This is a genomic window from Desulfatiglans sp. (assembly GCA_012513605.1).
In the GTDB taxonomy this organism is placed as follows: Bacteria; Desulfobacterota; DSM-4660; order Desulfatiglandales; family HGW-15; genus JAAZBV01.
In genome coordinates, this window is record JAAZBV010000130.1 from 58,057 (window position 1) to 81,203 (window position 23,147).

The following is a 23,147-nucleotide window of genomic DNA, read 5'->3' on the forward strand; positions in this document are numbered from 1 at the left end:
TATTTTTGACAATGGTCAGCATTCATTTTTACTTGAATTTCAGGCGGATATATAGACTTTTAACAATTCAACATCCATGAACCATATCTTTCCATTTTTTTGTCTTGACTAAAAAAGATAATGTGGTTAGTTATTTTTTTCATTTTTACTTACTATAACCTTCATAATTAAGATTCGGGCATTATGGACACCAAATATATAGTTGTTACGGGCGGGGTTTTGTCAGGGCTGGGAAAGGGGATCGCTGCCGCATCAATCGGCCACCTTCTTTCATCAAAATTAAAGATAATCCCCATAAAGTGCGACGGGTATCTCAATGTAGACCCTGGCACTATGAACCCCTATGAACATGGCGAGGTCTTTGTCCTGGATGATGGCGGAGAGGTGGATATGGACTTCGGCCATTATGAACGATTCCTGGGCACCACCTGCAAATCAAACTGGAACCTGACCATGGGCAAGGTCTTTGACATGGTAAGGAAGAAGGAGAGAAAGGGAGATTACCTGGGGAAGACCGTCCAGTACATCCCCCATGTTACAGATGTGATCAAGAATCATATATTCACGATAGCAAAGGATGAGGCGGCTGACCTGGTTATCATTGAGATAGGCGGCACGGTCGGTGACATAGAGAATGAGCTTTTCCTCGAGGCCATGAGGCAACTGAAGGAGGATGCGGGCAGGGGAAATACAGTCTATGTACACCTTACCTATGTGCCGATACCATATGGCGTAAATGAGCAGAAATCAAAACCAACACAGCAGAGCGTCAATCTCCTGAAGCAGCGGGGCATATTCCCTGACATAATAATAGGCAGGTGCACCGAATATCTTACAAAAGATATAAAGGCAAAGATCTCCAGCTTCTGTGATGTTGACCCTGAGGCTGTTATAACCGGTCTGGATGTGGATGATATCTATAAAATACCCCTTGTATTTGAAGAGGAGGGGCTTCCCGGCATACTACACAAGAAACTAAATATCTACAGCCCCCCTGATCTGAGAAAGTGGCGGCAGCTTGTCAACAATATCAAGGCCCCGAAAAAGGAAATAACCGTGGCCATGTGCGGCAAGTACACAAAGCTTGAAGACTCATATGCCTCGATTATTGAATCCTTTAATCACTGCTCCGCACACCTTGAGTGTAAAATCAATATCAGGTGGATTGAAACAACTGAGCTTTCAAACACCTCATTTATGAATGAGGTGGATGGCATTGTTGTGCCAGGGGGATTTGGTTCACGAGGTGTGGAAGGCAAGATAGAGACAATAAGAGTGGCCCGCGAGAAGAATATCCCCTTCCTTGGCCTTTGCCTGGGGCTGCACATGGCAATCATAGAGTTTTCAAGGAATGTGTGTGGCCTTACCGGGGCAAACTCCACTGAGATGGATATTAAAACACCCCATCCGGTAATAGACATACTGCCTGAACAGAAAGATATCACAGAAAAGGGCGGCACCATGAGGCTTGGCGCCTATACCGCGATACTCAAAGAGGGGACATTGACAAAGGCCCTGTATGGTAAAGATGAGGCATCAGAGAGGCATAGACACAGGTACGAGGTCAACCCTGAGTACCACGAGATACTCACAAAGAACGGCATGGTCTTTTCAGGGACATCTCAGGATGGCAGGCTTGTAGAGTTTATAGAACTGGAGGGGCATAAGTATTTTGTTGCAACCCAGGCTCACCCTGAACTCAAATCCAGGATGGAGACGCCCGCGCCCCTGTTTTACGGCTTTGTAAAGGCCTGTCTCGAATGAAAAAGGTATATCAATGAGTAGATACAGGGTCGTATTTACAGGTCTGACACGCACAGAGGAGTATTTTAAGGGTCATATCGCAAGATTTGGGATAACCCCCGGTGACACAGAGACCATGATTAAAAAGGCGCCTGTTGTCTTAAAGGAGGCTGACTCCCTTGAATTTATCAGGAAATACGCCAGGACGATTATGCAGGCAGGAGGGGATGTCTATATCCAGACCTGTAAAGAGAGGTGCATGAGTAAAAACCTCTCCGGGTGCGTGGCGGGCATGGAGAGCTTCACACAGTGTACCCGGTGCGGCCACAGGCAGCAGAAGAAGGTGAAATGCGAAAGATGCGGTTTTATATTGAAACAGCATAAATAATTTAAAAGGTATTCCGGCCATGATTTGTGCTTCTTTTTACATCAGACCGGACATAAGAAACTTAATTTTCAAGGTGAAAAGATATGGAAGAATATAAACAGAGGCTCGCAAGGCTGCTTGCACAGACAGGCGCACTTTTCTTTGATGATAACCTTATCCTTAAAGACACAAGGCCCACCCCCTATTTTGTAAATTTCGGGATGTTCAGGACAGGTAAGCTTGTAAGAGAGTTAGGCTCCCTCTTCAGCGATATGATCATGGGGACAGGCCTTATCTCAAAAACAGATATAATACTGGGGCCATCATATAAGGGCAGTGCCATTGCCCTGGCAACCGCCATAGGCCTCTATGAAAAATACGGCCATGATCTCTTATTTGAATATGACAGAAAAGAGGCTAAAAAACATGGCGAAGGCAGCTCATCAAACAGCCTGCTTGTAAACCGCACCCTGTTTGACGGGTGCAGGATCTTTATTGTTGACGATGTTACCACAACAATGGGCACAAAATATGAACTCATAGAGAGCCTTAATAATGAGGCTGCTTCACAGGGGATAAAGATTATTATTTCAGGTATTGGCATTGCTGTGGACAGGGAGCAGAGCACAGCGGTATATGACAGCCAGGGCAAATATATCCCTGATGTAAAGGGCGAAAACACCATTAAAACATTCACCTTGAAAACCGGCATCCCAGTCTTTTCTATCGCAGGGATAAAGGAGATGATTAAATACCTTTATGAAGAAAAGGTCCCGGTCATGATTTGCGGAAAGAGGAGACACATCGATGACAATACAAAGGATCTTTTTGACAGGTACATAAAGACCTACGGGAATTAAACCTGTTTTTTCGCTGCCTCTATAAGCTCAAGGAGAGACTGTACCTTTGTGGGTCTTTGCCTTTCAAAGGCATTTTCCCACTCCTTTTCTGAGAGTAACCCTCTTAAATACTCTTCAACTGGAAAATATTGAAACCAGCAGTCAAGGGCCTTGAAACAGGGCAGCCCCTTGTTTTCCATGCGACAGTATGAGAAGGTGACTGCATGCCCGAGCTTAGGGCAGCGGATCTGATACGCATCAAAACGGATATTGTTTTCGTCTGACATACTTACCTTCCGGAAAAATAAAAACCCCCGCAGGGAATTGGGCCTGAGGGGGTTTCGGCGTGTAAATAGAAGAAATATTTTTAATTTACAGCGTCTTTAAGACTTTTACCGGCAACAAACTTTGGCACCTTTTTGGCTTTGATTTTGATTGCTTCGCCGGTCTGTGGGTTTCTACCCGTCCTTGCTTTCCTCTTGTCTACCTTGAATGTACCGAACCCCACCAGTGTGACTGTCTCTTTTTTCTTAAGAGCCTTTGATATTGAATCAAATACACAGTCAACTGCCGCAGTGGCCTCTTTCTTTGTAGCCACTACCTTTGCTACCTCGTTAATCAGATCACCCTTATTCATTGTTTCCTCCTTTCAAAAATGGTATGAAATAAAAATCGAAAGTATGAGGACAATAAAGCAATGAAACATAAATATCAAGCATAAAATACAGCGTTGATCATTTTTTCCACGCTATTCTTCATTCTTGGCCCCATACAACCTCAAAACACTGCCATGAGTTGAATGTTACGGCCTTGTAACAATAAGACCTTTACTAGGGTTCCCCACCATGACTTCTGTTGACTGCATTGCCCCGGCTGTGTTATGTGCCTTCAGTAGTATCTTTTATGCCATGAAGAGCATAGACCTGATTAACAAACCTTCTGATGGTAAAGACATGGACAAAAAAATTGCAGCACAAAAAAAGAATACCCTTATTAGCCACCTTAAACGCCTGCCATCTCTCATGATCGCATTTTCAGGCGGGGTTGACAGCACCTTCCTTCTTGCGGTTGCAGCAGAGGCGCTTGGCGAAAGGGTATTGGCCGTTACAGCAACATCAAATGTTCACCCGATAACTGACATCAGGAATGCGAAGGAATTCACTTCATTGAAGGGGATAAGGCACATCATGTATGAGTCAGATGAAAAAAATATCCCCGAATTCAGGGCAAACCTGCCTGATCGCTGTTACCACTGCAAAAAGGCTATCTGCAACAAACTGAAAGAGATCGCAAAAGCACATGGCATCACACATATTGCCCACGCGATTAATACTGATGACCTTTCCGATTACAGACCGGGGATAAAGGCGGCACAAGAGATGGGCCTTATTGCCCCCCTTGTTGATGCTGAATTGACCAAGGAGGAGATACGCTTCCTGTCAAAGGAGATGTGTCTTAAAACATGGGACATGCCTTCAATGGCATGCCTTGCCTCACGCATACCTTATGGGGAGTCAATCACCGATGAAAAGATATCCATGGTACAAAGGGCTGAGGATATACTGGCTGAGGCAGGTCTGAAACAATACAGGGTCAGGTATCACGGCACAGTGGCCAGGATAGAGGCAGGTACAGATGATTTTTCCATGTTTTCCAACCAGCAATTCAGGGAAAAGATCATAAAGGATTTTAAATCAATCGGGTTCCTGCATATTGCCCTTGATCTTGAAGGATACAGATCAGGGAGCATGAACAGGGGGCTGTAACAGGCTTGGCAAGGGTATCAAACAACCACAGGATAAAGATGAATTACACATTTGGAACAGTAACAGGTTACACTATACCTCCTCTGCCTCACCCTTGCTTACCCACTCCCTGAGGCTCTCCTTTTCAAAGCGCCATTTGTTCAAGACCTTTTTACCGGGTATCTTCCCATCCTTTACAAGTTTATAGATAGACCTTTTACCTATCTGGAGATAATCTGCTGCCTCTTCTATTGTCAGGATCTCTTTTTCCATTATCCATTCTCCTTGTAATGCTTCATTCAATTAGATCATTAGTATATTTTTGCATTTTCTGTGCCATAACAGGGGGAACACATTTGAGATGCATTCTCCTGCAATGTCTTATCGGCATATTCATATCTTTGTTTAAAATTACTGCCTTTTAAGGCGTAAGAGGCTTGATATCAGGGGGTTTTAATTTTAAGTCTTAATCTGTTTGCATCATACATCAGGCAGGAAGGATGTTTTTCATGCCTGTGCCTGTAATATTTTTTGACTGTGCGTCAAAAGATGTTTGATCTTCATTGACCTTATCAATCCATAACATTATTATTCAGCCCATGAATTTTATACCTCTTACAATAGATAAAACACTTGGAAAAGATGGGCTCTTATCACGCTTTCTCGGTGATTTTGAATACCGACCGGCCCAGGTACAGATGGCGCGCATCATAGATGAGGCCCTTGATCTAAAAAACCAGGTCATGATCGAGGCAGGGACAGGTGTCGGGAAGACAATGGGGTACCTTGTGCCCATTATCCTGAGCAATAAAAAGACAGTAATCTCAACAGGGACAAAGAACCTGCAGGAGCAGATATTTTTCAAGGATCTCCCCCTTGTAACCGGCGCGATGAATGTTAAGGTCAACAGCCTCTTGATGAAGGGGAGGGCAAACTACATATGCCTTAACAGATATCATCAGCATTTTGATATGGTTTCATTCCTGAAACCTGAGATGATGGAACAGAGGATGCTCATTGACGCTTGGCTTAATAAGACAGTAACAGGGGACAGGGCAGAACTCTCATGGATGGAGGATGATGCGCCTCTCTGGGATATGCTCTCCTCATCATCAGACAGGTGCAAGGGCTCTGACTGCCCGCACAGGGATGACTGCTTTATCATTAGTTTAAGGAGACTCGCTGCAAAGGCAGACATCATCATAGTAAACCACCACCTCTTCTTTGCAGACCTTATGTTAAAATCTGACGGTTTTGGTGAGATCATACCAAGGTTTGAGGCGGTTGTTTTTGATGAGGCGCACAGGGTGGAGGACATTGCAACCTCTTACTTTGGTGCATCCTTAAGCACCGGTCAGATACTCGACCTTGCAGCAGATGTTCAGAAAGAGGCAGAGGTTAACAAGCCGGGTACCCCTGAAAACATGATGATGAATATTGCCGCATTAAAGGCAGGCATTGCACAGATTAATTCCTTCTTTCTTGATGCCCCTGAAAAGGGGAGACTTAACATAGATAAAATAGAGTCTGAACATAAAACCGCCCTTGACTCAATTAAAAAAGGGTTGAAGTATATACAGGGGAATTTTGAAAACTCGCTCTCTGCAAGGGCGCATGAGCTTGAGGACAACCTCAACCTTATCTTCAGCAGGGGAAAGGATAACTGGCTCGAATGGTATGAAAAGAGGAAAAGGGGTGTTGCATTTCATGCCTCTCCCCTTGATATCTCGGTAAACATGCGTGAACAGCTCTACCGGAATGTCAAAACCATAATCTTTACATCTGCGACACTCTCAACAGGCGGGACATTTGATTACATAAGGTCAAGGCTGGGCATACCTGAAGAGGCCGGCGAGGCCATATATCCCTCCCACTTCAATTTTATGGAACAGGTACTCTTCTACATACCTCATGATCTTCCCCTGCCAAACAGTGATGAATTTGTGCCCGCAATTACAGGGAGGATAGCCGAAATACTCAGGCTTTCATCGGGCCGAGCCCTTGTGCTTTTTACCAGTTATAATAACCTTAATTCGGTTTATAACGCGCTTAAAGGAAAAATCTCCTACAGGATACTCAGGCAGGGTGAGGCCCCGAAGAATACCCTGCTTGAGGATTTTAAAAGGAATACCGGTTCTGTGCTTATGGCCACAGGCTCTTTCTGGGAGGGGGTTGATGTACCAGGTGAGGCGTTGAGCTGCCTTATAGTAGATAAACTACCATTTGATTCTCCGGGGGACCCCATTGTGGGAGCGCGAATAGACATGATAAACACCCGGGAAGGAAACCCATTCATGGAATATCAGGTGCCGTCAGCTATCATCTCGCTCAAACAGGGGCTTGGGAGGCTCATAAGAAAAAGCACTGATCGCGGCATCCTTGCGGTGCTTGATAAACGTATAGTAAAGAGCAGTTATGGCAGGTTTTTTATAAAAAGCCTTCCGGAGATGAAAATAGTAAATGAACTGAAGGCTCTTGAAGGTTTTTTTAACTCCTGAATTTTGCACCGGGTTTCGACGTTGTAGATACCTTGTGAAAAATCCAGTTTGTAATCAACCTGATTAAATAGGAGATAATCTTGAAAGTTAAACCCTGGAAACTTCTCTCCAGCATAAAAGAAAAATCATACAAAATATTTGATCTCAGGATTGACCGTGCTGTTTCACCCCGCACAGGTGAGGAGCATGACTTTTACATATTTGAATCCCATGAGTGGGTGAATATAATCCCCGTAACAAAGGACAGGGAAGTTGTGCTGATAAAGCAATACAGACACGGGGTTAGAGATGTGGTGCTGGAGATCCCCGGAGGCATAGTTGAACCAGGAGACACACCCCTTGATGCGGCCATAAGGGAATTAAAAGAGGAGACAGGCTACACCGCAAAAGAGATGGTCCTTCTGGGTCGAACCCATGCCAACCCTGCCTTTATGAATAACAGGTGCTACTCATACCTTGCACTAGACAGCTTTCCGGATGGTGCCCAGGACCTTGATGACAAGGAGGATATAGAGGTGTTATTGCGTCCCCTTGATGATATTCCGAGGATGATAAGGGAGGGAGAGATAACTCACTCCCTTATCCTTGCGGCATTTTACCGCTATTATATGGAATATCAGCGGTGTGTTAACAGCCGTCCTCCATCTTGTCTATAAGTTTAAGGAAAAATGCCAGGGGAAAGCCTAATATAATAAGTGCCCCTGCAAGGGTAATACCTGTGCCTATAGAATATGCCTCGCCCATGTAGCCAAGGGCTGTTGGAAGCAGCCCACCCCCCAGTACAAGGGCCGCAGGCGTTACCCATGATGTAGCAAGGCTCCGGTAATCAGGCTGTACAATGCGTGAAAGGGCTGCAAACCCCGGGGGGAAATAGCAGGCGATAAGTGCAGGCTGTAAAAAGACCATCACCTTGAGCCATGCGCCTGATAAAAGCCCCAGGAACAGTGTAACAACCCCTGAACAGAGCAGAAAAAAGGCTATTGCCTTTTTCTCTCCAAATTTATCTGTAATCCATCCCGAAAAAAAGGTCATAAAGAGTGCGGATATCTGCGCTGTGCCAACCAGCGTGTTGGCTGTCTCCGCATTAAGCCCCCTTTCTGTAACAAGATAAAGCGGCATCATGGTATAAACACCCAGTTGGCCCCCTATGCCCATTGAAAAAAGGACTATGAGTAACCAGAATGACCTCTGTGCAAGTATGAAGCGCGCAAGCTTCACCTTTGGGGCATCACCGGGGAAATCACCTATCCTTGATATCAGGAGCGTGATGGCCATTAAAAAGACAAACACTGCTATCCCGCCCATGAGAAATCGCCAATTGAACCAGTGAAGTATGAATACAACAAGGAGCGGCCCAAGTATGAGGCTCATGGGAGGCGCAAGCTGCTGCACAGCAAGGGCCTTGCCCCAGTCTGGTCGGCTCACAATTGCTGTTATGATAGCGGTTATGGACGGAAGGTTAAACCCGGCTGCAATACCTATTACCAGCATGGCAAGCCTTATTGTGGCAAGAGATGTCATTGTTACACATACTAAAAGTGCTGCTGCCACACAAAATATAGATAATGTAAGGGTGCCCCTGTGGTTTATCCTTGAGGAGACAAACCCGGAGGAAACCGCCCCGATCATAAAACCAATGGAGCTTATAAGGAAGATGGAGCCTGCCTGCCCCGTGCTTATGCCGAGGTCAGCCGATATTGTGGGGAGAAGCGGAGAAAAGATAAAACGGCTGATGAATGTAAGGAAAAAAATGAGCGTAAGATATAAAATGCTCCAGAACATGGACTGAAAGGTCTCGGGTATGGGACATGATTTGTCAGACATATGGCCTCCAATGATGCTTTTCATTAATAAATAGAGCAATGTAATAAGATTCGTAAACTATATTCACTCCCCCCTGAATTTTCAAGGGCGATCCAAACCTTTCCACCATATACTTTGATCAGTTTTATAAGATTGACAGACTCATATTTATTTTTTACGCTATATCACAAATTGTATAAGGAGCTTGTTCCATATATGCCGACAGTATTGAGGATTGGGTCTTTTAGATTTCATTTCTATTCGGATGAAGGAAAAGAACCGCCTCATATTCATATAGATACACCAGACGGTGAATGCAAATTTTGGCTTGATCCTGTCAGGTTGGCGCGTAATAAGGGAATATCTCCAATAACATTAAGAATTATTGAGAAGCTGATTTTTGAAAATATTACTTTTTTAAAGGGAAAATATGATGAAAACCGCAGCTATTAAAATTGATACTGTTGAACCTACAGCCATCAATGCCTGGGCTGAGAAAAGGACTATTTTTATTGAGTTAACAGATGGCCGTATTATCGGTTTTCCAGCAGATCGGTTTAAAATTCTTTCGAAAGCAAATGATGACCAGCTTAAAGAAGTTACATTGCGATTAAATGGCTTTGCATTACGCTGGGAATCCCTTGATGAAGACATTACTGTTCCGGGCATAGTTGCTGGCAATTTTCAATTGCCCTACATTAAAGCATCTTGATCTTCCATTGGTGCCTGTCTTTTTTGTTATTAATGTCACCCATTCTTAAACTTCTTCTCTTGTTCCCATGGTCACAGTGGGAATGATTTAATTTGACGCTCCGCATCTTGTTAATGAATACGTTTCTTAACAATATGATATTTAAATTACCCTTCAATCACCCCAAAAAATATCAATTTATCTATTAACATGCCACCCCTTTGGGATTTAATACAATTTCCTTAGCTCTAGAACACAGGCAAGAAAAGCACCATAGGTGCGGTGTATTAATAGCACTATATGTGCGTCATTTTCATCAGCGCCATCGGGGCAACATATTAACTTGAAAGTGCAGGGTTGAATTTATTCAAATAGTTAACTAATATACAGCGATGCTTAAGATTGGAAACATAGAACTTGAAAACAGATTTATCCTTGCGCCTATGGCCGGGGTCACAAACCTCCCTTTTCGTCTTATAATAAGAAGGCTCGGGGCAGGTCTTGTTTACAGTGAAATGGTTAGCGCCATGGGTCTTTACATGAACCAGAAAAAGACCATGGAGTATTTAGTAAGTGACCCGGCAGAAAGGCCACTTGCTGTCCAGATATTCGGTTCTGACCCTTCTGTTATGGCAATGGCAGCACAGGTAGTGGTAAAAAGCGGTGCCGATATTGTGGATATTAACATGGGGTGTCCTGTGAAAAAGGTAACAAAGACCGGGTCAGGGGCGGCCCTGCTTAAAAGTCTGGACAGGGCGAAAAAGATCATTACAGCAGTCAGGGCTGCATGCGCGGCTCCACTTACTGTAAAAATCAGGTCAGGCTGGACATCTGATTCCATAATCGCATGCGATGCTGCAAGAATGATAGAGGAATGCGGTGCCAATGCCGTCATAATCCATGCACGCACAGCGAGCCAGGGTTACTCAGGCCATGCAGACTGGGACATTATCACACGTGTAAAGGAGAGCGTAAAGATTCCTGTAATAGGTAATGGTGATATAAACGAACCTTACGATGTCTTTAAAATGATGGAAAGAACAGGGTGCGATGGCGTAATGATAGGCAGGGCAGCATCACGCAACCCCTGGATATTCAGGCAGGCTATAGAGCTTGAAAAGGGTAACCCCATTTATGAGCCAAACATCCCTGAAAGAAGGGCGCTTATCATGGATCAGTATAAGTGCCTCACCGCCTGCATTGGCGACAGAAAGGCAATGCTCTGCATGAGGGGGCTCATGCTCAAATACACAAAGGGACTCCCTGGCAGCAGCAAATTCAGGGAGGCATTTACACAGATCAAGGATTTTGATTCACTCATATCTGTAATGGACAGGTATTTCAGTGCACTTGAGGAGAGGATGGCTTGAAGGTAAAGCTTGCAAGATCAGCAGGTTTCTGCATGGGTGTACGCCGCGCAATGGAGATGGTGCTTGCAGAGGCAAACAGGCATGAGGAGGTGCCACTCTATACCTATGGCCCGCTTATACACAATACCCAGGTTATTGATCTCTTAAAGGCCAAGAAGGTCCAGGAGGTTAATGACATAAAAGGGCTTAAGAGCGGGACAGTGCTTATCAGGGCGCACGGTATCCCGCCTGAAGAAAGAACCATATTAAAGGAATCCGGCCTGAAGATAATAGATGCCACCTGCCCCAGGGTTGCAAAGGTGCAGGCCATAATCAGGCGTCATGCCAAAAAAGGCTATACTACAGTAATCGCCGGAGACAGAGACCATGCAGAGGTAATAGGACTTGTGGGGTATGCAGAGGGAAAAGCTATCGTTATTAACAGCCCTGAAGAGCTTTCACAGGTGCCTGACTCAGAAAAGATTTGCCTTGTTGCCCAGACGACCCAGAACGAAGAGCTGTATGAAGAGATAGTAAAAAAAGTTCAGGAACGTTTTTCTGATGCTGCCATCTTTAACACCATATGCGAGGCAACAAGCGAAAGGCAGTCTGAGGTAAAGGAGATCGCCAGCCAGGTAGACTGCATGGTTGTGGTGGGGGGGTATCACAGCGGAAACACAAAAAGACTTGCACAGGTTTCTATTGAGGCGGGAACTCCTGCCTATCATATAGAGACTGAAAAGGAGATTAAAAAAGAGGATTTTCATGATATGGAGGTGGTGGGGGTTACTGCCGGGGCTTCAACTCCAAACTGGATGATAAAAAATGTGGTTAAGGAGATAGAGGGGATTAAGGGCAGAAACGAGACAATCATTGAACGCTGGCTGAACAAGGCATTCAAGTTTCTGCTCTTAAGCAACATCATGGTTGCCCTGGGGGCATTTGCCCTTTCATGCGCAGCAGCAGTGCTTTCGGGCAGGAGACTCCATATCACCTATCCCTTTATCGCCTTCTTTTATATTTATGCCATCCATGTCATTTATCGTTTCCTTGACAAGGGAGCAAGCACATACAATGACCCGGAAAGGGCCGGGTTTTATAAGCGACACAGGGTATTCCTTGGTCTTTCAAGCATGCTTTCCCTGTTTTGCGCATTGAGCCTCTCATGGAATCTGGGCATAAGGGTGTTTCTTGTTATGTCAGGGATGATCCTTTTGGGTATTTTTTACAGTATACCTATAATCCCTTCGGGGATAAGGCACCTCTCAAGATATGTGAAAATAAAGGACATCCCCGGCTCAAAAACCCTGCTTGAGGCAATTGCCTGGGCAGTGGTGATCACGCTTGTGCCCCTGCTTACAGCGGGTGACATCCACTGGCCCGCAGTGTCAGTCACATTTTTTGTGATCCTTTCCATTGCATTTTTCCGCATAGCATTTTTTGACCTGTTCCAGGTACAGGGAGACCTTATTGTTGGTGTAGAGACCCTGCCAATAAGTATAGGCGAAAAACGAACTATCTCCATCCTGAAATGGATACTAGTCTTTAATGGGGCATTACTTGTGATTGCACCCATATTTAAAATCGTAAGCACCTTTTCGCTGCTCCTCCTTGCCTGTTTTGTCACACTCGCATTATGCATGACAGCCTATGTCAAAAGACGCATCTACCCCGGTACATTCCTTGAGGCGCTGGTAGAGGGGAACCTCTTTCTGGCCGGCCTCTTAAGCATCATCTGGCTTATCCTCACATGACAAAAATAAGTGTTATTATCCCTACATATAACAGGGCGGAGAAGGTATGCCGTGCTATTACATCTGTTATTAAACAGACATACAAAGATTTTGAGATAATCGTGATCGATGATGCTTCCACTGATAACACCATTGAAAGGTTAAACGAATTTGGAAGCCAGATTAAAGTAATCCTGCATGAGAAGAACAAGGGCGTATCAGCGGCAAGAAACTCCGGCATAAGAAACGCAAAGGGAGAATATATTGCATTGCTGGATTCGGATGACTACTGGCTCCCTGAAAAGCTTGAGGTGCAGACAGCCTTTTTCAGGGCGCACCCTGATGCGGTTATATGTCAGGCAAGGGAATTATGGATAAGGCATGGTAAACGTGTAAACCCCGGTAATAAGCACCTGAAACCTTCTGGTGATATATTTATCCCATCCCTTAAACTCTGCCTTGTTAGCCCGTCTGCTGTGATGTTTAAAAAATCCCTACTGGATGAGGTGGGCATGTTTGATGAGGAGTTCCCAGTGTGTGAGGATTATGACCTGTGGCTCAGGATCGCATACAGATACCCGGTTTACCTTATAGAACAGGATCTTCTTGTAAAAGAAGGAGGTGCACCTGACCAGCTTTCTGCGAGCATAAAAGGTATGGACATGTACAGGATTAAGGCAATGGTTAATTTGTTCAAAAAAGGGGTGCTGAATGATATACAGGCAAAGGCGCTTTTAACAGAGCTTGAATACAAGTGCGATGTGTATGGGAACGGGTGTATTAAGAGGGGGAAGATTGAAGAGGGGGAATATTACCTGTGCTTGATTAAAACCCTGCTGTGATATTGAGGCCCTCTTGTTTTCTGTCAACTGTGTAGTTCCGATCATTGTGCGTTTAAAAAATAGTATGAACCAGCCCGGCTATTCTATTAAAATGGTTATCACATGTAATTAATTCTGCACCATGTTCCATTGCCTGAGCAGCTATCCAGATGTCATTTGTTGGTATTGGAGTCCCATTGGATTTCAATTGTTGTGCAATCCTTGAATACCTGTCTGATGTAATATCTCCTATTTTTAATATCTCAACTATTTCATGAGATAAAAATTGATTAAGTTCATCCATGTTCTGTTTGAATTTTGCGCCGTTTCGAAACCCGTAAAGCAATTCACCCATAACAATAGGAGAGAAAACAATCTCGTCTGAATTTGTAATAACCTCAACAATCTCTTCATTATTCAATTTAAAAGCGACATAAGCGCTTGTATCCAGCAAAATCTTCACTTCCACATATCCTCATCAATCTGCTCAAAAATTTTAATTGAGTCTAAAAATTGTGAAGCATCTTTTTTATGCCAGCCGCCAGCGAGTGCCTTTAAGGAATTACCATTACGAAAACGCTTTTTCTTCTTTCCCATATTATTCTGAATAATATCAAGAACCACATTGTTAAGGGATTGACCGCTTTCCATAGCCTTTTTCCTGATCTCTTTTTCTATTTCCGGGTCAATTCCCCGGATAGTTATCTGTGCCATGACTCACCTCCTGACTCATTTTAATGCATTATATGAGGCAATCTCTATCATGTCAATCATGTAAGACATGATTGCAGATGTTTTTTACCACGTTCCCGCGGGAACTGTTAACAGAGCTTGAATACAAGTGCGAGGTGTATGGGAACGGGTGTATAAAGAGAGGTAAAAAGGAAGAAGGGGGAATATTACCTGGGCCTGACTAAAACCCTTCTCTGATCATCCTTTTTTATGAGTCTTGTATCAAAATGATATGCAACAGGGGTTCCAATTTCAATCTTTGTAAAATCGGGATGTACCGGATTTAACAGATAAACATACTCTTCAGGTACCACCACGCTTGGAACCCTGAGCACTGCTGAGCGCTGTTCCTTAAACCATTTATCCCCAAGTATTTGTGTGGATTGTGATACAGGCCTGTTGTTCCAGTCTGAAGGAAGGTCTTTAAATGGGAGCGCCTGTACCAGGTTTTCTTCAAAATGCACAGGTATTTTCACATAATTATCTAAGAGTTTTGCAGATGAAAGGTTTACAAGGATTTCTATGGATGCAAGGGCCAGGCTCTCTGCGGTGTATATTACTGGCACACCTTTGCTATTCCATCTGCCGCCATATGTTTTTGCGCCATCACCTGTAAAGGCGCTCTCCTGATAAGCGGCGCTGACAATTCGCCAGGCAAGGATCATGAAAACACCCCGTGCTCTATCCTGCCCAGGAGGTCTTCAACCTCCTTGGCACCAAGCTCGGTATCCGCATATTCCAGTGGAGGCACATTACCCAACGCCCACGAAGGTTCTTTGAACCAGTTGCTGCTCTGTTCAGGGTCTTTGAATACATCAAGCGCCCTGTCATAAAGTTTGCTTATACGAAAGACACGCTCGGATTCTTCAAAGGAGAGCTGCCCGCTCTTCTTACGCCGGGCAAGGGTGCTCGGCGGTATCTTAAGTATCCTGCAAAGCTCTTTTTCCGGGACACCGAGATCACTGCACAACTGTGCAAACATATTTAAGGGTAAACCCTTTTTTATCCGTGATATGAGTTGAGTGGTGTTCTGTGTTTTTATATCTATATACGCAATATTCATAATGCCCACCTTTTAAGTTGCCATATGGCAATATGATAATTCTCAAATGGCAATTTGTAAAGAGAATTTTCTTATTCACTTTTAGGGGTGGAAACCAACCTCTCCGAATTTTTACCGAAGATATTTTCTTTTTCCTGGTATTATGAAAATCACCTGTCTATCCAGGTTATTTTTGTTGAGATTACAAAAAAACGGTAGCAAGAAAAGCATGAAATCATGAACGTCGCCTTTCCAAACATGTTGTGGCGTCTTGGGGAGGCGCAACCGGCTATCCTATTAAAAAGCTATTTATTGAATGCTTCATAGATCCACCAAGAGAACTCCTGATTTTTCTGATCCGGTGTCAGGCCAACTCGATTGATCCATGGTTGTTTGCCCCAGTTCTCGTTGACCCACTTTAGAACTGAATTCAGATTATCTTCTTGTTCGAGAATGAGGAATGGCAATATAATAATTGGAGGTTTTTCCCGAGAAACTAAAGGTGAAGGTACAGATTTGGCGCGAGAAGCGTAGAGATGCTGCAGATACGCGTGTTTTCTAGTCCCTTCGATATAATAACAAATATCGTAGTAGTCAGGATCTTCTGGAAGCAATACAGACTTAATATCGGGAAACGGAATAGTCAAACACTCATTGTAGTAACTCACGGTTATTATCTTTTCAAGTTCAACATTGCGAAAGAGTAGCGAAAGCTCGTCTACTATTGGTTTCTCAATTGGCAAATTCCCCCACCAATACTTTCCTGCTCCTAAAGTCTCATTATCTTGAATTTTGATTGTATAATCAGGGTCAGGTATAAAATAGGCACTATTGATTCCATCCCACCGCCACTCACTGTAGTTGGCCAGTATTCGATTGAATTTCTGGATTGGCGAATCGTGCAAACCAAATCTTCGCATCCACAATTCTTCAATTCGATCCGGTGGCGCAATTGAATCCATGGCTGTATTCCTGTCACCTTCACGGGAGTACACTACTCCTCTTGAAATTCTTTTCTTTCCAAAGACGTAATCCTTTTCGAGGTAGAATGGTTGTTTACCAGTCTGTCTGATTACAAGCACGTCTATTGACTTTCCGTTCATGGTTATTTCAACAAGCTCTATGCTTGGTATTCTCGCGCCCGCAAAGTTTGCACCCACTAAAAAATCTATAATATCTGCCTGAGCCCTTGGTCGAGGTTCTTGAAGTCCCACTATCTCGAAAGAATTAGGATCAACTCCAAATATCAAGTAACAGGTTGATATAGAAAGTGAATTCGCCAGACATAGTATATCAAACAGGAGATCTCCGACCTCCTTATGATGTACCAATTTGAAATCCCAGGAGTCTCCTTCTTTTTTAAGATTTATTAGCTGTTGTATGGTCGCTTTTAACTCTCGCACATTATGGCCCTTCTGAAGCCCAGATTAACAGGGGGTTGTTGTTCGTAATCTATCTCATTTGTTCAGGATATTCCTCAGTTGTTCAATCGTCAGAGGTGGATTCACCCGATGGATCATGGCATGGCAGTTCGGGCATATGGGTACCAAATCTTTCACTGGATCAACCGAATACTCGTCCCCCACAGCACCAATAGGAATGATGTGGTGGACATGAATGAAGACCTCGCCGAGAGTACCGTAGGCCGCTTCGAAGTTGAACCCACATGCTGTGCAGTTCAAACCATGATGTCGGATACATGCTCGTCTTGCCCTTGCGCTACGCTCGAAGGCATTTATTGCGATTGTCTTCTTTGCACCTTCGGAGTACTTCTCAGGAGTCGGAATCTCCTCTGCTATTTGAATGTCATCAACCTCATCGCATGCGTACCACCCATTACCGATTCTCTTGAGAGTTCTATCTGAGAGTTCGGGTGTGAACCCCTTGATGGTCGCCGGTCCTACGCCATGCTTATCCTTTCTTGCATCAGAGTATTCCATGGGAAAGGTTTTGAGTGTGTACCCCTCCTCTTCAACAAGTCGGACATGGTCGCGAGATTGCTGGAACCCCGGATTCCTCCTGCCTCGACTGTTGATCTCCCAGGTCTCGGACAGAATAAGGCTCCTTTGGCCGGCGGTATTTCTGTCCCATGCGCCGAACACGACGAAACGCTTTGCAGGATTGACGAAGGACCAACTCCACTGCCAGTTTTGGCAGGTTGCCCCCACGGACTCCATGAACTCTCTACGTGTCATTTTTTCCTTGCGAACCTTACAACTCATTTATCCATTCAGAGTGGAAAGCAATAAATAAGACTATTTACTAACTTGATAACATCACATTTCCGGAGTTATCAAGAAAACTATTTTTACGGAAAATACTTTTTAGAGATTCATTTTTGTACAATCTGCCATAAGCAAAAGTATTATTCAAGAAAAGAGTTCCCAAATAAGTCATTACCTTGAATTACTTATGATGGGTTTCAGATCAGGTAGCAGTAGCTATAAAAAAAATGCTTGCGATAGGAAGGGGTGAAGTCTGAAAATAACTATTTCAACTGACTATCCTTGCTGCCTCTCCGATTGTAGAGCTCATTACTCTTAAGCTTTTTTTCCAGCTCTGACTGACAGGCAACACATAGCCTCACCCCTGGCAATGCCTTGCGCCTTGCCTCTGGTATTTCTGCCTCGCATTCCTCGCAATGGGTCAGGCTTTCACCCTTTGGCAATCTGCTTTTAGCAAGCTGTACAGCAGATTCCACTGTGGCATCAATCTGATCCTGCACCCCGCTATCTTTTGCCCACCCTACTGCCATAACATTCTCTTTGTATTTCAATCATTAAAACTAAAAGTTATTGCCTTAAGAGGTAAAAACAGCCTGGGAGTTTCTTCACCGAGTGACTGAAAGCCATATTGCGTGTAAAAACCTTTTGCCTTAACATTAATAGCATCCACAACCACTGCGTATATGGCAATCTCATCACTGATCACTAGTATCCGCTTTAATGCATCAGCCAATAACATCTTTCCAATTCCATTACCCTGCACCGATTTGTCAACGGCGAGTCTTCCTAAAAGCGCAGCAGGGATTGGGTGCTTTGGTAATTTTTTTAATACCTCTTCCGGTAATTGGTTCAGTTCTATAGAAAGGCTGCTCAGGGTGTAATACCCCATAATTTTATTTGGTTTTTCAATGGTTACAGCTACATAAACCCGGCTGATTTGCCTCTTGATATCCTGATTGGCCTGCCTTTTTATGTAGTTGTCCAAACTATCAATTCCACATGTAAATCCTGGCCGGTCATGTGCCGGGCTTAATGGCTCTATGATAAATTTGGACCAGTCATTCATTTACTGGTGATCCGCCGGGAATGTTCTTTTAAGACATCAGAGAGTTTTTTATTAAAACTAATATCACCTGATAATGCATTAAGGAATATCTCTGAATTTTTGGCATTTAAGGATATTGTATCATGTTTGCGAACTGTCTCTTCTGCCCGTTCCAATGCAGAGTTCAGGATGTAATTGCTTACTGTCTTTCCTTCAACGCTTGCGGCTCGCTCTAATAGTGTTTTAACCGTACCGCTCAGGCGGATATTAATTCTATCGCTTTTAAGACTTGCTGAAGTTTTCATAATTACTTCCTCTTTAAGGGCATTTAAATGCTAAAAATGTACAGCAAAAAGGTGCCTTTGTCAATCAGGTGGTATTTACTGTGGCAAGGCATACCTTACATAAGAATGCAATAATGCTTAGTGTTTTAGCTTTTTATACACAGATAAGCCCCCAGCACCCCGCCCTCTATCTGCTTTGACTTTACCTGAAACCCGCTTCTCTTTAACAGCTCATCCACAACCCAGTCATAGGTTGAATACTCCTCCCTGAAATGCCTTTCAGTATCCTCCCGCAATAGGTCCCCACCGTCTTTAGCAAGCTTGTCTATCAGGGCCTGTATGTTATTAATTGAATTTACTTCTTCAAGAATGACATCATGAATATACAGAAAGCCGCCGGGTTTGAGCATACTGCACATTCTTTTCAAGGCGATGCCCTTCCAAAAATCCGGCAGGTGATGAAAGGCCAGTGTTGTTACTATGACATCGGCAGGGGTATCTTTGTGCTCGTAGGTAAGAAACCCGGCATGGTGGAACATGATATTTGCAACCCCGGCCTTAACGGCCTTTGCTTTTGCATGTTCTATCATGACCTGTGAGACATCAATGGCATGAACCCTTTTAAACCTTTTTGCCGCCTGAATCGCAAAAGTGCACGTTCCTGAACCAAAATCAAGAAGCACATCGTTTATGTTATTACCAAACCTGTCGAGGATATTCCTGCTCTCAGCCTCAATGTCGCGGAAATCAGCATGCCGGGAGTCATATATATCCACTTCCTCCCTGCTGCTATAATCTGTACCAACCTGTTTAAATTCGTCGTACTGCCATATGTTTTTAGTATCCATTTGCATCATCATAACTTCACAACCCCTTTACAATCCGGGTAATCAGAGCAACCCCAGAACCGGTTGCCTGCGTTTTTCCCGCTTTTGGCGGTCCGCACAACCATAGCCTTCCCGCATATCGGGCAGAGGGGAGCTGAATCTGGCAAATCAGCCTGCTCCGGCTGAATTGCCTTTTTATTTTCCCTGAAAGCAAACCGCTTTGATGCAAGCTGTTCGCTGTAACCACCTTCTTCCACAAAGCTTTTTTCCAGCGCTGAGATCTGCTGATCAAGCAAATAATTCGCCTGATTGATCAGGCAGATGATGGCATTGGCACGTATGGCAGGGTCATCATGTTCAAGCCATTTTGCATAAAGCTGCCATCGCGCCTGATCGGTCAGACCAGTCAGGTTAGTTTGATCTGACTGATCTTTTTTATATTTTACCGGCACCCCGCGTACAGCCATCGCCTCCGCTGAATCAGGCACCCATAATGCCATACGCCGGTGCCTCAGAAAATCCTCAAAGTCGAGCAGCAGCTCTTCAAGGCTTGCCCGCGCCACATTGAGCAGGCGTAATTCTGTTTGTGAAGAGGTGGCCGCTGCCCTGCTCCCCTCTGCAATATTCTGGCGGCCAGAACGTGCCGCCTGGATCATCTGGTCTGTCATACGGTTAAACTGATTAATGAACTTCTCACAAAACCAGTATGTAGCATCATAGATAATCGTTGCCGTCTGAAAACTTGCAGTTGACCTGTAACCTCCACTTGGCTTGATCCTGGGCATGAAAAGCCTCCTTTTATAGTTTTCTACTTACTGAACAAATCAGAATGGCTTCCTGTGCGCTCAAATATTATTTGTGCATCTTTTATTTTATAACCGAACGCTAGAAATTTAGCATAATTGGGGGACATTTTCAAACATGGTTTAATTTTTCATTTATTATCAAGAATCAACAACATAGATTTAGCTGAATGCTGATTGCTTACTGCTAATAGCTCATCTGTTAATTGACAATAACCATTTCCGATATTATTAATACCGCGACCACATAAACCGGTTTGGGATATGTGAATTCAATATATGATTGAGGTTCAGGTTGCGCCAAAGAAAAATAAAAAATATAGACCAGAAGCTTGCGAGCCATACGCGGTATCTTGTGAATAACCCGACTGAGAACAGGGGCAAATGGGGTGATGTTTTTGATAATGGACATCCCATTTATGCTGAGTTCGGCTGCGGAAGAGGGCAGTTCAGTATGAGCATGGCAAACAAATATCCTGAACGCAACTATATCGGGTTTGAATCCAGGGGGAGCATAATAATCCGTGCCCTTGAAAAGGCCGTAAGCGCTGATAAAAACAATATCCTGTTTGTGAATGAAAACGTTATTGATGTAAACGCATACTTTGATCAGGGTGAACTCTCAGGTATATATCTTAATTTCAGCGACCCCTGGCCCAAAAAGGGTTATGCAAAGAGGCGTCTTACCCACAGGAGATTTCTTGAAGGTTACAAAAAGGCGCTCAGACCTGGGGGATTTATTGAATTCAAGACCGACAATGTTGAACTATTTTCATTTACACTGGATGAGTGCAGAGAAAGCAACATGAATATCATAGAGGTAACAGATGACCTGCATAGCACAGACCTTGATGCTCGCCTTGTAACCACAGAATATGAAGATAACTTCCGCACAATGGGTAAAAAGATCTGCTACCTGAAGATAGAGGTTTAACCGGGGCAGTTAGATCCCCTTTGAGCTTTGAGCCTTCAGCTTTCAGCTCTATTCTTTGAGCTTTGAGCTTTGAGCTCTTTGCCCTCTTTTTCACACATTTTTCACATTATTTTCCTAATAGACACATATGCCCGGTTAATAATCACCCTAAAAAAGTAACCCATATGGAGGCAAAAATGACAGAGATACATGATAGTATAGGCAAGGCGGCAAATCATATTTCAAAATCTACAACAATAAAGATCATGGCAATAGGGGTGCTGATACTGGTTTTGCTCATACCAGCCCTGATGATCCAGAACCTTATCAGGGAAAGACAGGCGAGGCGCGATTCTGTTGTAACAGAGATCAATCAGAAATGGGGCGGAAGGCAGACCATAACCGGCCCTTTTATTACTGTCCCATTCAGAGTTTACTACACGGACAGTACCGGGACATCGCAATACAACATAAGATATCTCCATATATTGCCTGAAACCCTTGCTATTACGGGCAATATAACCCATGAAATGCGTAAAAGAGGAATCTTTAAAACGGTGGTATATGATGGGAAGCTTAAGCTTAATGGCCGGTTCAGGAGACCTTCACCTGAAAAGCTTAATATAGACTTTAATAACATAGAATGGGAAAAGGCGCTGCTCTCTGTAGGTATTTCGGATATGCGCGGAATAGAGGAAAAAATTGATATCATCTACAATGAAAAACCCTGCAAAACCAGCCCTGGCCTGAAAACAGCGGATATTGCCCCTGCCGGTGTAAGTACCCAGATTGATCTTTTGGCAGCAAATGATAATGGCAACTTCTCCTTTGAACTTAACCTCAAGGGGAGCGATCAATTATACTTTATCCCTGTAGGTGAAACCAATACAGTAACTATTAACTCTGACTGGCCTTCACCATCTTTTGACGGGGCATTCCTCCCTGATAAAAGAGAGACAAATGGCAAAGGCTTTCTGGCGACCTGGAAGGTGCTGCACCTTAACAGGAACTATCCTCAATTCTGGGATGGCAAACAGTATGACCTTGCCCCTTCAGCCTTCGGGGTTAAGCTCATCATAACCACTGACACATACCAGAAATCAGAACGTCTTGCCAAGTATGCAGTAATGTTTCTGCTCTTTACATTCGGGGCATTCTTTTTGTCAGAGGTGATAAACAGGCAGAGGATTCACCCGATACAATATATCCTGATCGGTATGGCGATACTGATCTTTTATACCCTTGTACTCTCACTATCCGAACACATTAATTTCAACCTTGCATATATCATCTCCGCACTATCCGTGACACTGATTATCTCAGGCTATGCAAAGGCTATCATACCTAATAAACTATTTGCCGCCACCATACTGGGGCTCCTTGCGGTGCTTTACAGTTACCTGTTTATTATTTTGCAGCTTGGGGATTATGCCCTGCTCATGGGCAGCATCGGGTTACTGGTGATAATAGCGGCTGTAATGTTTATGACCCGGCGGATCAACTGGTATGGGGAAGAGGTTGTGAATAAAATTAAGACAGAGGTTTCCTTTTAAACCTGATCGTTGAAGCTGTCGAAAAAGTACTAAAGGTATTGAAAAATTATTGAATGAACCGCTGGATATGATAAAGTGCAATCATCCTTCAACGATCTTTCCAGCGGAGCGATAGATGGCACGATACAAAGAGA

At 43.9% G+C, this 23,147-nt stretch carries 28 protein-coding genes; 13 read left to right on the forward strand and 15 right to left on the reverse strand.

Translation table 11 applies throughout. The features are described 5' to 3' along the window. Nucleotides 1-183 precede the first annotated feature (183 nt). From pyrG to GX654_17670, 3 genes are all read left to right on the forward strand, one after another. Complete coding sequence (gene pyrG, locus GX654_17660; protein ID NLD38691.1) at nucleotides 184-1,764, forward strand: CTP synthase (glutamine hydrolyzing); 1,581 nt, start codon at nucleotides 184-186, stop codon at nucleotides 1,762-1,764. Between the two features lie 13 nt (nucleotides 1,765-1,777). Further along, the gene (locus tag GX654_17665; protein ID NLD38692.1) at nucleotides 1,778-2,131 is read left to right on the forward strand and encodes a hypothetical protein; all 354 of its coding nucleotides are present in this window, start codon (nucleotides 1,778-1,780) and stop codon (nucleotides 2,129-2,131) included. 83 nt (nucleotides 2,132-2,214) lie between these two features. Further along, a complete protein-coding gene (locus tag GX654_17670; protein ID NLD38693.1) occupies nucleotides 2,215-2,970 on the forward strand; it encodes a hypothetical protein in 756 nt (251 codons plus the stop codon). Here GX654_17670 and GX654_17675 read toward each other — a convergent pair. Further along, nucleotides 2,967-3,236, reverse strand: coding sequence for a hypothetical protein (locus GX654_17675; GenBank protein ID NLD38694.1), 270 nt, complete (start codon nucleotides 3,234-3,236; stop codon nucleotides 2,967-2,969). The two genes, GX654_17670 and GX654_17675, sit on opposite strands and share 4 nt — an antisense overlap. A gap of 80 nt (nucleotides 3,237-3,316) precedes the next feature. Continuing rightward, on the reverse strand, nucleotides 3,317-3,586 hold the full coding sequence (locus GX654_17680; GenBank protein NLD38695.1) for an HU family DNA-binding protein: 270 nt from the start codon (nucleotides 3,584-3,586) through the stop codon (nucleotides 3,317-3,319). A 316-nt stretch (nucleotides 3,587-3,902) separates the two neighbouring features. Between GX654_17680 and larE the strand changes: the two genes are divergently transcribed. Further along, nucleotides 3,903-4,715 carry an ATP-dependent sacrificial sulfur transferase LarE gene (larE, locus tag GX654_17685; protein ID NLD38696.1) on the forward strand — a complete coding sequence of 271 codons (813 nt, stop codon included), beginning with the start codon at nucleotides 3,903-3,905 and terminating at the stop codon, nucleotides 4,713-4,715. A 72-nt stretch (nucleotides 4,716-4,787) separates the two neighbouring features. Here larE and GX654_17690 read toward each other — a convergent pair whose 3' ends face one another. Next, nucleotides 4,788-4,967, reverse strand: coding sequence for a helix-turn-helix domain-containing protein (locus GX654_17690; protein NLD38697.1), 180 nt, complete (start codon nucleotides 4,965-4,967; stop codon nucleotides 4,788-4,790). A gap of 290 nt (nucleotides 4,968-5,257) precedes the next feature. On the opposite strand from GX654_17690, the gene GX654_17695 reads away from it, so the two are divergent. Then, a complete protein-coding gene (locus GX654_17695; protein ID NLD38698.1) occupies nucleotides 5,258-7,192 on the forward strand; it encodes an ATP-dependent DNA helicase in 1,935 nt (644 codons plus the stop codon). 80 nt (nucleotides 7,193-7,272) lie between these two features. Further along, nucleotides 7,273-7,848 carry an NUDIX hydrolase gene (locus GX654_17700; protein NLD38699.1) on the forward strand — a complete coding sequence of 192 codons (576 nt, stop codon included), beginning with the start codon at nucleotides 7,273-7,275 and terminating at the stop codon, nucleotides 7,846-7,848. Here GX654_17700 and GX654_17705 read toward each other — a convergent pair. Continuing rightward, nucleotides 7,820-9,016 carry an MFS transporter gene (locus tag GX654_17705; GenBank protein NLD38700.1) on the reverse strand — a complete coding sequence of 399 codons (1,197 nt, stop codon included), beginning with the start codon at nucleotides 9,014-9,016 and terminating at the stop codon, nucleotides 7,820-7,822. The two genes, GX654_17700 and GX654_17705, sit on opposite strands and share 29 nt — an antisense overlap. Nucleotides 9,017-9,211: 195 nt before the next feature. On the opposite strand from GX654_17705, the gene GX654_17710 reads away from it, so the two are divergent. The 5 genes from GX654_17710 (at nucleotide 9,212) to GX654_17730 (ending at nucleotide 13,610) form a co-directional block, all read left to right on the forward strand. Continuing rightward, nucleotides 9,212-9,448, forward strand: coding sequence for a DUF4160 domain-containing protein (locus GX654_17710; GenBank protein ID NLD38701.1), 237 nt, complete (start codon nucleotides 9,212-9,214; stop codon nucleotides 9,446-9,448). Next, complete coding sequence (locus GX654_17715) at nucleotides 9,429-9,707, forward strand: DUF2442 domain-containing protein (GenBank protein ID NLD38702.1); 279 nt, start codon at nucleotides 9,429-9,431, stop codon at nucleotides 9,705-9,707. Before GX654_17710 ends, GX654_17715 begins: the two co-directional genes overlap by 20 nt. A gap of 371 nt (nucleotides 9,708-10,078) precedes the next feature. After that, entirely contained in the window at nucleotides 10,079-11,056 is a 978-nt protein-coding gene (dusB, locus tag GX654_17720; GenBank protein ID NLD38703.1) for a tRNA dihydrouridine synthase DusB, read from the forward strand. After that, nucleotides 11,053-12,789, forward strand: coding sequence for a 4-hydroxy-3-methylbut-2-enyl diphosphate reductase (gene ispH, locus GX654_17725; protein ID NLD38704.1), 1,737 nt, complete (start codon nucleotides 11,053-11,055; stop codon nucleotides 12,787-12,789). The genes dusB and ispH overlap by 4 nt, the downstream gene beginning before the upstream one ends. Continuing rightward, the gene (locus tag GX654_17730; protein ID NLD38705.1) at nucleotides 12,786-13,610 is read left to right on the forward strand and encodes a glycosyltransferase; all 825 of its coding nucleotides are present in this window, start codon (nucleotides 12,786-12,788) and stop codon (nucleotides 13,608-13,610) included. Before ispH ends, GX654_17730 begins: the two co-directional genes overlap by 4 nt. 52 nt (nucleotides 13,611-13,662) lie before the next feature. Here GX654_17730 and GX654_17735 read toward each other — a convergent pair whose 3' ends face one another. From GX654_17735 to GX654_17785, 11 genes are all read right to left on the reverse strand, one after another. After that, nucleotides 13,663-14,052, reverse strand: coding sequence for a type II toxin-antitoxin system VapC family toxin (locus GX654_17735; GenBank protein NLD38706.1), 390 nt, complete (start codon nucleotides 14,050-14,052; stop codon nucleotides 13,663-13,665). Beyond that, on the reverse strand, nucleotides 14,049-14,303 hold the full coding sequence (locus tag GX654_17740) for a hypothetical protein (protein ID NLD38707.1): 255 nt from the start codon (nucleotides 14,301-14,303) through the stop codon (nucleotides 14,049-14,051). The genes GX654_17735 and GX654_17740 overlap by 4 nt, the downstream gene beginning before the upstream one ends. Before the next feature lie 185 nt (nucleotides 14,304-14,488). Further along, a complete protein-coding gene (locus tag GX654_17745) occupies nucleotides 14,489-14,986 on the reverse strand; it encodes an RES family NAD+ phosphorylase (protein NLD38708.1) in 498 nt (165 codons plus the stop codon). Next, nucleotides 14,983-15,384 (reverse strand): DUF2384 domain-containing protein, encoded by a 402-nt coding sequence (locus GX654_17750; GenBank protein NLD38709.1) that lies wholly within the window; start codon nucleotides 15,382-15,384, stop codon nucleotides 14,983-14,985. Before GX654_17750 ends, GX654_17745 begins: the two co-directional genes overlap by 4 nt. Nucleotides 15,385-15,668: 284 nt before the next feature. After that, on the reverse strand, nucleotides 15,669-16,766 hold the full coding sequence (locus tag GX654_17755; GenBank protein ID NLD38710.1) for a hypothetical protein: 1,098 nt from the start codon (nucleotides 16,764-16,766) through the stop codon (nucleotides 15,669-15,671). A 54-nt stretch (nucleotides 16,767-16,820) separates the two neighbouring features. Beyond that, on the reverse strand, nucleotides 16,821-17,558 hold the full coding sequence (locus tag GX654_17760; GenBank protein NLD38711.1) for an HNH endonuclease: 738 nt from the start codon (nucleotides 17,556-17,558) through the stop codon (nucleotides 16,821-16,823). A gap of 293 nt (nucleotides 17,559-17,851) precedes the next feature. Then, nucleotides 17,852-18,118 carry a DksA/TraR family C4-type zinc finger protein gene (locus GX654_17765; GenBank protein NLD38712.1) on the reverse strand — a complete coding sequence of 89 codons (267 nt, stop codon included), beginning with the start codon at nucleotides 18,116-18,118 and terminating at the stop codon, nucleotides 17,852-17,854. Between the two features lie 17 nt (nucleotides 18,119-18,135). After that, the gene (locus GX654_17770; protein NLD38713.1) at nucleotides 18,136-18,654 is read right to left on the reverse strand and encodes a GNAT family N-acetyltransferase; all 519 of its coding nucleotides are present in this window, start codon (nucleotides 18,652-18,654) and stop codon (nucleotides 18,136-18,138) included. Next, nucleotides 18,651-18,938 carry a DUF1778 domain-containing protein gene (locus tag GX654_17775; protein NLD38714.1) on the reverse strand — a complete coding sequence of 96 codons (288 nt, stop codon included), beginning with the start codon at nucleotides 18,936-18,938 and terminating at the stop codon, nucleotides 18,651-18,653. Before GX654_17775 ends, GX654_17770 begins: the two co-directional genes overlap by 4 nt. 125 nt (nucleotides 18,939-19,063) lie before the next feature. After that, the gene (locus tag GX654_17780; protein NLD38715.1) at nucleotides 19,064-19,765 is read right to left on the reverse strand and encodes a class I SAM-dependent methyltransferase; all 702 of its coding nucleotides are present in this window, start codon (nucleotides 19,763-19,765) and stop codon (nucleotides 19,064-19,066) included. Nucleotides 19,766-19,773: 8 nt separating this feature from the next. Next, nucleotides 19,774-20,529: a four helix bundle protein gene (locus GX654_17785; protein ID NLD38716.1), complete on the reverse strand. Its 756-nt coding sequence runs from the start codon at nucleotides 20,527-20,529 to the stop codon at nucleotides 19,774-19,776. A 313-nt stretch (nucleotides 20,530-20,842) separates the two neighbouring features. Between GX654_17785 and trmB the strand changes: the two genes are divergently transcribed. Beyond that, on the forward strand, nucleotides 20,843-21,481 hold the full coding sequence (gene trmB, locus GX654_17790; protein ID NLD38717.1) for a tRNA (guanosine(46)-N7)-methyltransferase TrmB: 639 nt from the start codon (nucleotides 20,843-20,845) through the stop codon (nucleotides 21,479-21,481). Nucleotides 21,482-21,657: 176 nt separating this feature from the next. Next, a complete protein-coding gene (gene creD, locus GX654_17795) occupies nucleotides 21,658-23,013 on the forward strand; it encodes a cell envelope integrity protein CreD (protein ID NLD38718.1) in 1,356 nt (451 codons plus the stop codon). Nucleotides 23,014-23,147: the final 134 nt, after the last annotated feature.

What these genes read in the sequence shown, in the direction of transcription:
- GX654_17680 (NLD38695.1), bottom strand. Translation starts at nt 3,586, where the DNA reads ATGAATAAGGGTGATCTGATTAACGAGGTAGCAAAGGTAGTGGCTACA.
- larE (NLD38696.1), top strand. Translation starts at nt 3,903, where the DNA reads ATGGACAAAAAAATTGCAGCACAAAAAAAGAATACCCTTATTAGCCAC.
- GX654_17670 (NLD38693.1), top strand. Translation starts at nt 2,215, where the DNA reads ATGGAAGAATATAAACAGAGGCTCGCAAGGCTGCTTGCACAGACAGGC.
- GX654_17770 (NLD38713.1), bottom strand. Translation starts at nt 18,654, where the DNA reads ATGAATGACTGGTCCAAATTTATCATAGAGCCATTAAGCCCGGCACAT.
- GX654_17775 (NLD38714.1), bottom strand. Translation starts at nt 18,938, where the DNA reads ATGAAAACTTCAGCAAGTCTTAAAAGCGATAGAATTAATATCCGCCTG.
- GX654_17740 (NLD38707.1), bottom strand. Translation starts at nt 14,303, where the DNA reads ATGGCACAGATAACTATCCGGGGAATTGACCCGGAAATAGAAAAAGAG.
- GX654_17665 (NLD38692.1), top strand. Translation starts at nt 1,778, where the DNA reads ATGAGTAGATACAGGGTCGTATTTACAGGTCTGACACGCACAGAGGAG.
- GX654_17765 (NLD38712.1), bottom strand. Translation starts at nt 18,118, where the DNA reads ATGGCAGTAGGGTGGGCAAAAGATAGCGGGGTGCAGGATCAGATTGAT.
- GX654_17710 (NLD38701.1), top strand. Translation starts at nt 9,212, where the DNA reads ATGCCGACAGTATTGAGGATTGGGTCTTTTAGATTTCATTTCTATTCG.
- GX654_17785 (NLD38716.1), bottom strand. Translation starts at nt 20,529, where the DNA reads ATGCCCAGGATCAAGCCAAGTGGAGGTTACAGGTCAACTGCAAGTTTT.
- pyrG (NLD38691.1), top strand. Translation starts at nt 184, where the DNA reads ATGGACACCAAATATATAGTTGTTACGGGCGGGGTTTTGTCAGGGCTG.
- GX654_17745 (NLD38708.1), bottom strand. Translation starts at nt 14,986, where the DNA reads ATGATCCTTGCCTGGCGAATTGTCAGCGCCGCTTATCAGGAGAGCGCC.
- GX654_17705 (NLD38700.1), bottom strand. Translation starts at nt 9,016, where the DNA reads ATGTCTGACAAATCATGTCCCATACCCGAGACCTTTCAGTCCATGTTC.
- GX654_17690 (NLD38697.1), bottom strand. Translation starts at nt 4,967, where the DNA reads ATGGAAAAAGAGATCCTGACAATAGAAGAGGCAGCAGATTATCTCCAG.
- GX654_17730 (NLD38705.1), top strand. Translation starts at nt 12,786, where the DNA reads ATGACAAAAATAAGTGTTATTATCCCTACATATAACAGGGCGGAGAAG.
- GX654_17675 (NLD38694.1), bottom strand. Translation starts at nt 3,236, where the DNA reads ATGTCAGACGAAAACAATATCCGTTTTGATGCGTATCAGATCCGCTGC.
- creD (NLD38718.1), top strand. Translation starts at nt 21,658, where the DNA reads ATGACAGAGATACATGATAGTATAGGCAAGGCGGCAAATCATATTTCA.
- GX654_17780 (NLD38715.1), bottom strand. Translation starts at nt 19,765, where the DNA reads ATGGATACTAAAAACATATGGCAGTACGACGAATTTAAACAGGTTGGT.
- GX654_17760 (NLD38711.1), bottom strand. Translation starts at nt 17,558, where the DNA reads ATGACACGTAGAGAGTTCATGGAGTCCGTGGGGGCAACCTGCCAAAAC.
- dusB (NLD38703.1), top strand. Translation starts at nt 10,079, where the DNA reads ATGCTTAAGATTGGAAACATAGAACTTGAAAACAGATTTATCCTTGCG.
- GX654_17750 (NLD38709.1), bottom strand. Translation starts at nt 15,384, where the DNA reads ATGAATATTGCGTATATAGATATAAAAACACAGAACACCACTCAACTC.
- GX654_17715 (NLD38702.1), top strand. Translation starts at nt 9,429, where the DNA reads ATGAAAACCGCAGCTATTAAAATTGATACTGTTGAACCTACAGCCATC.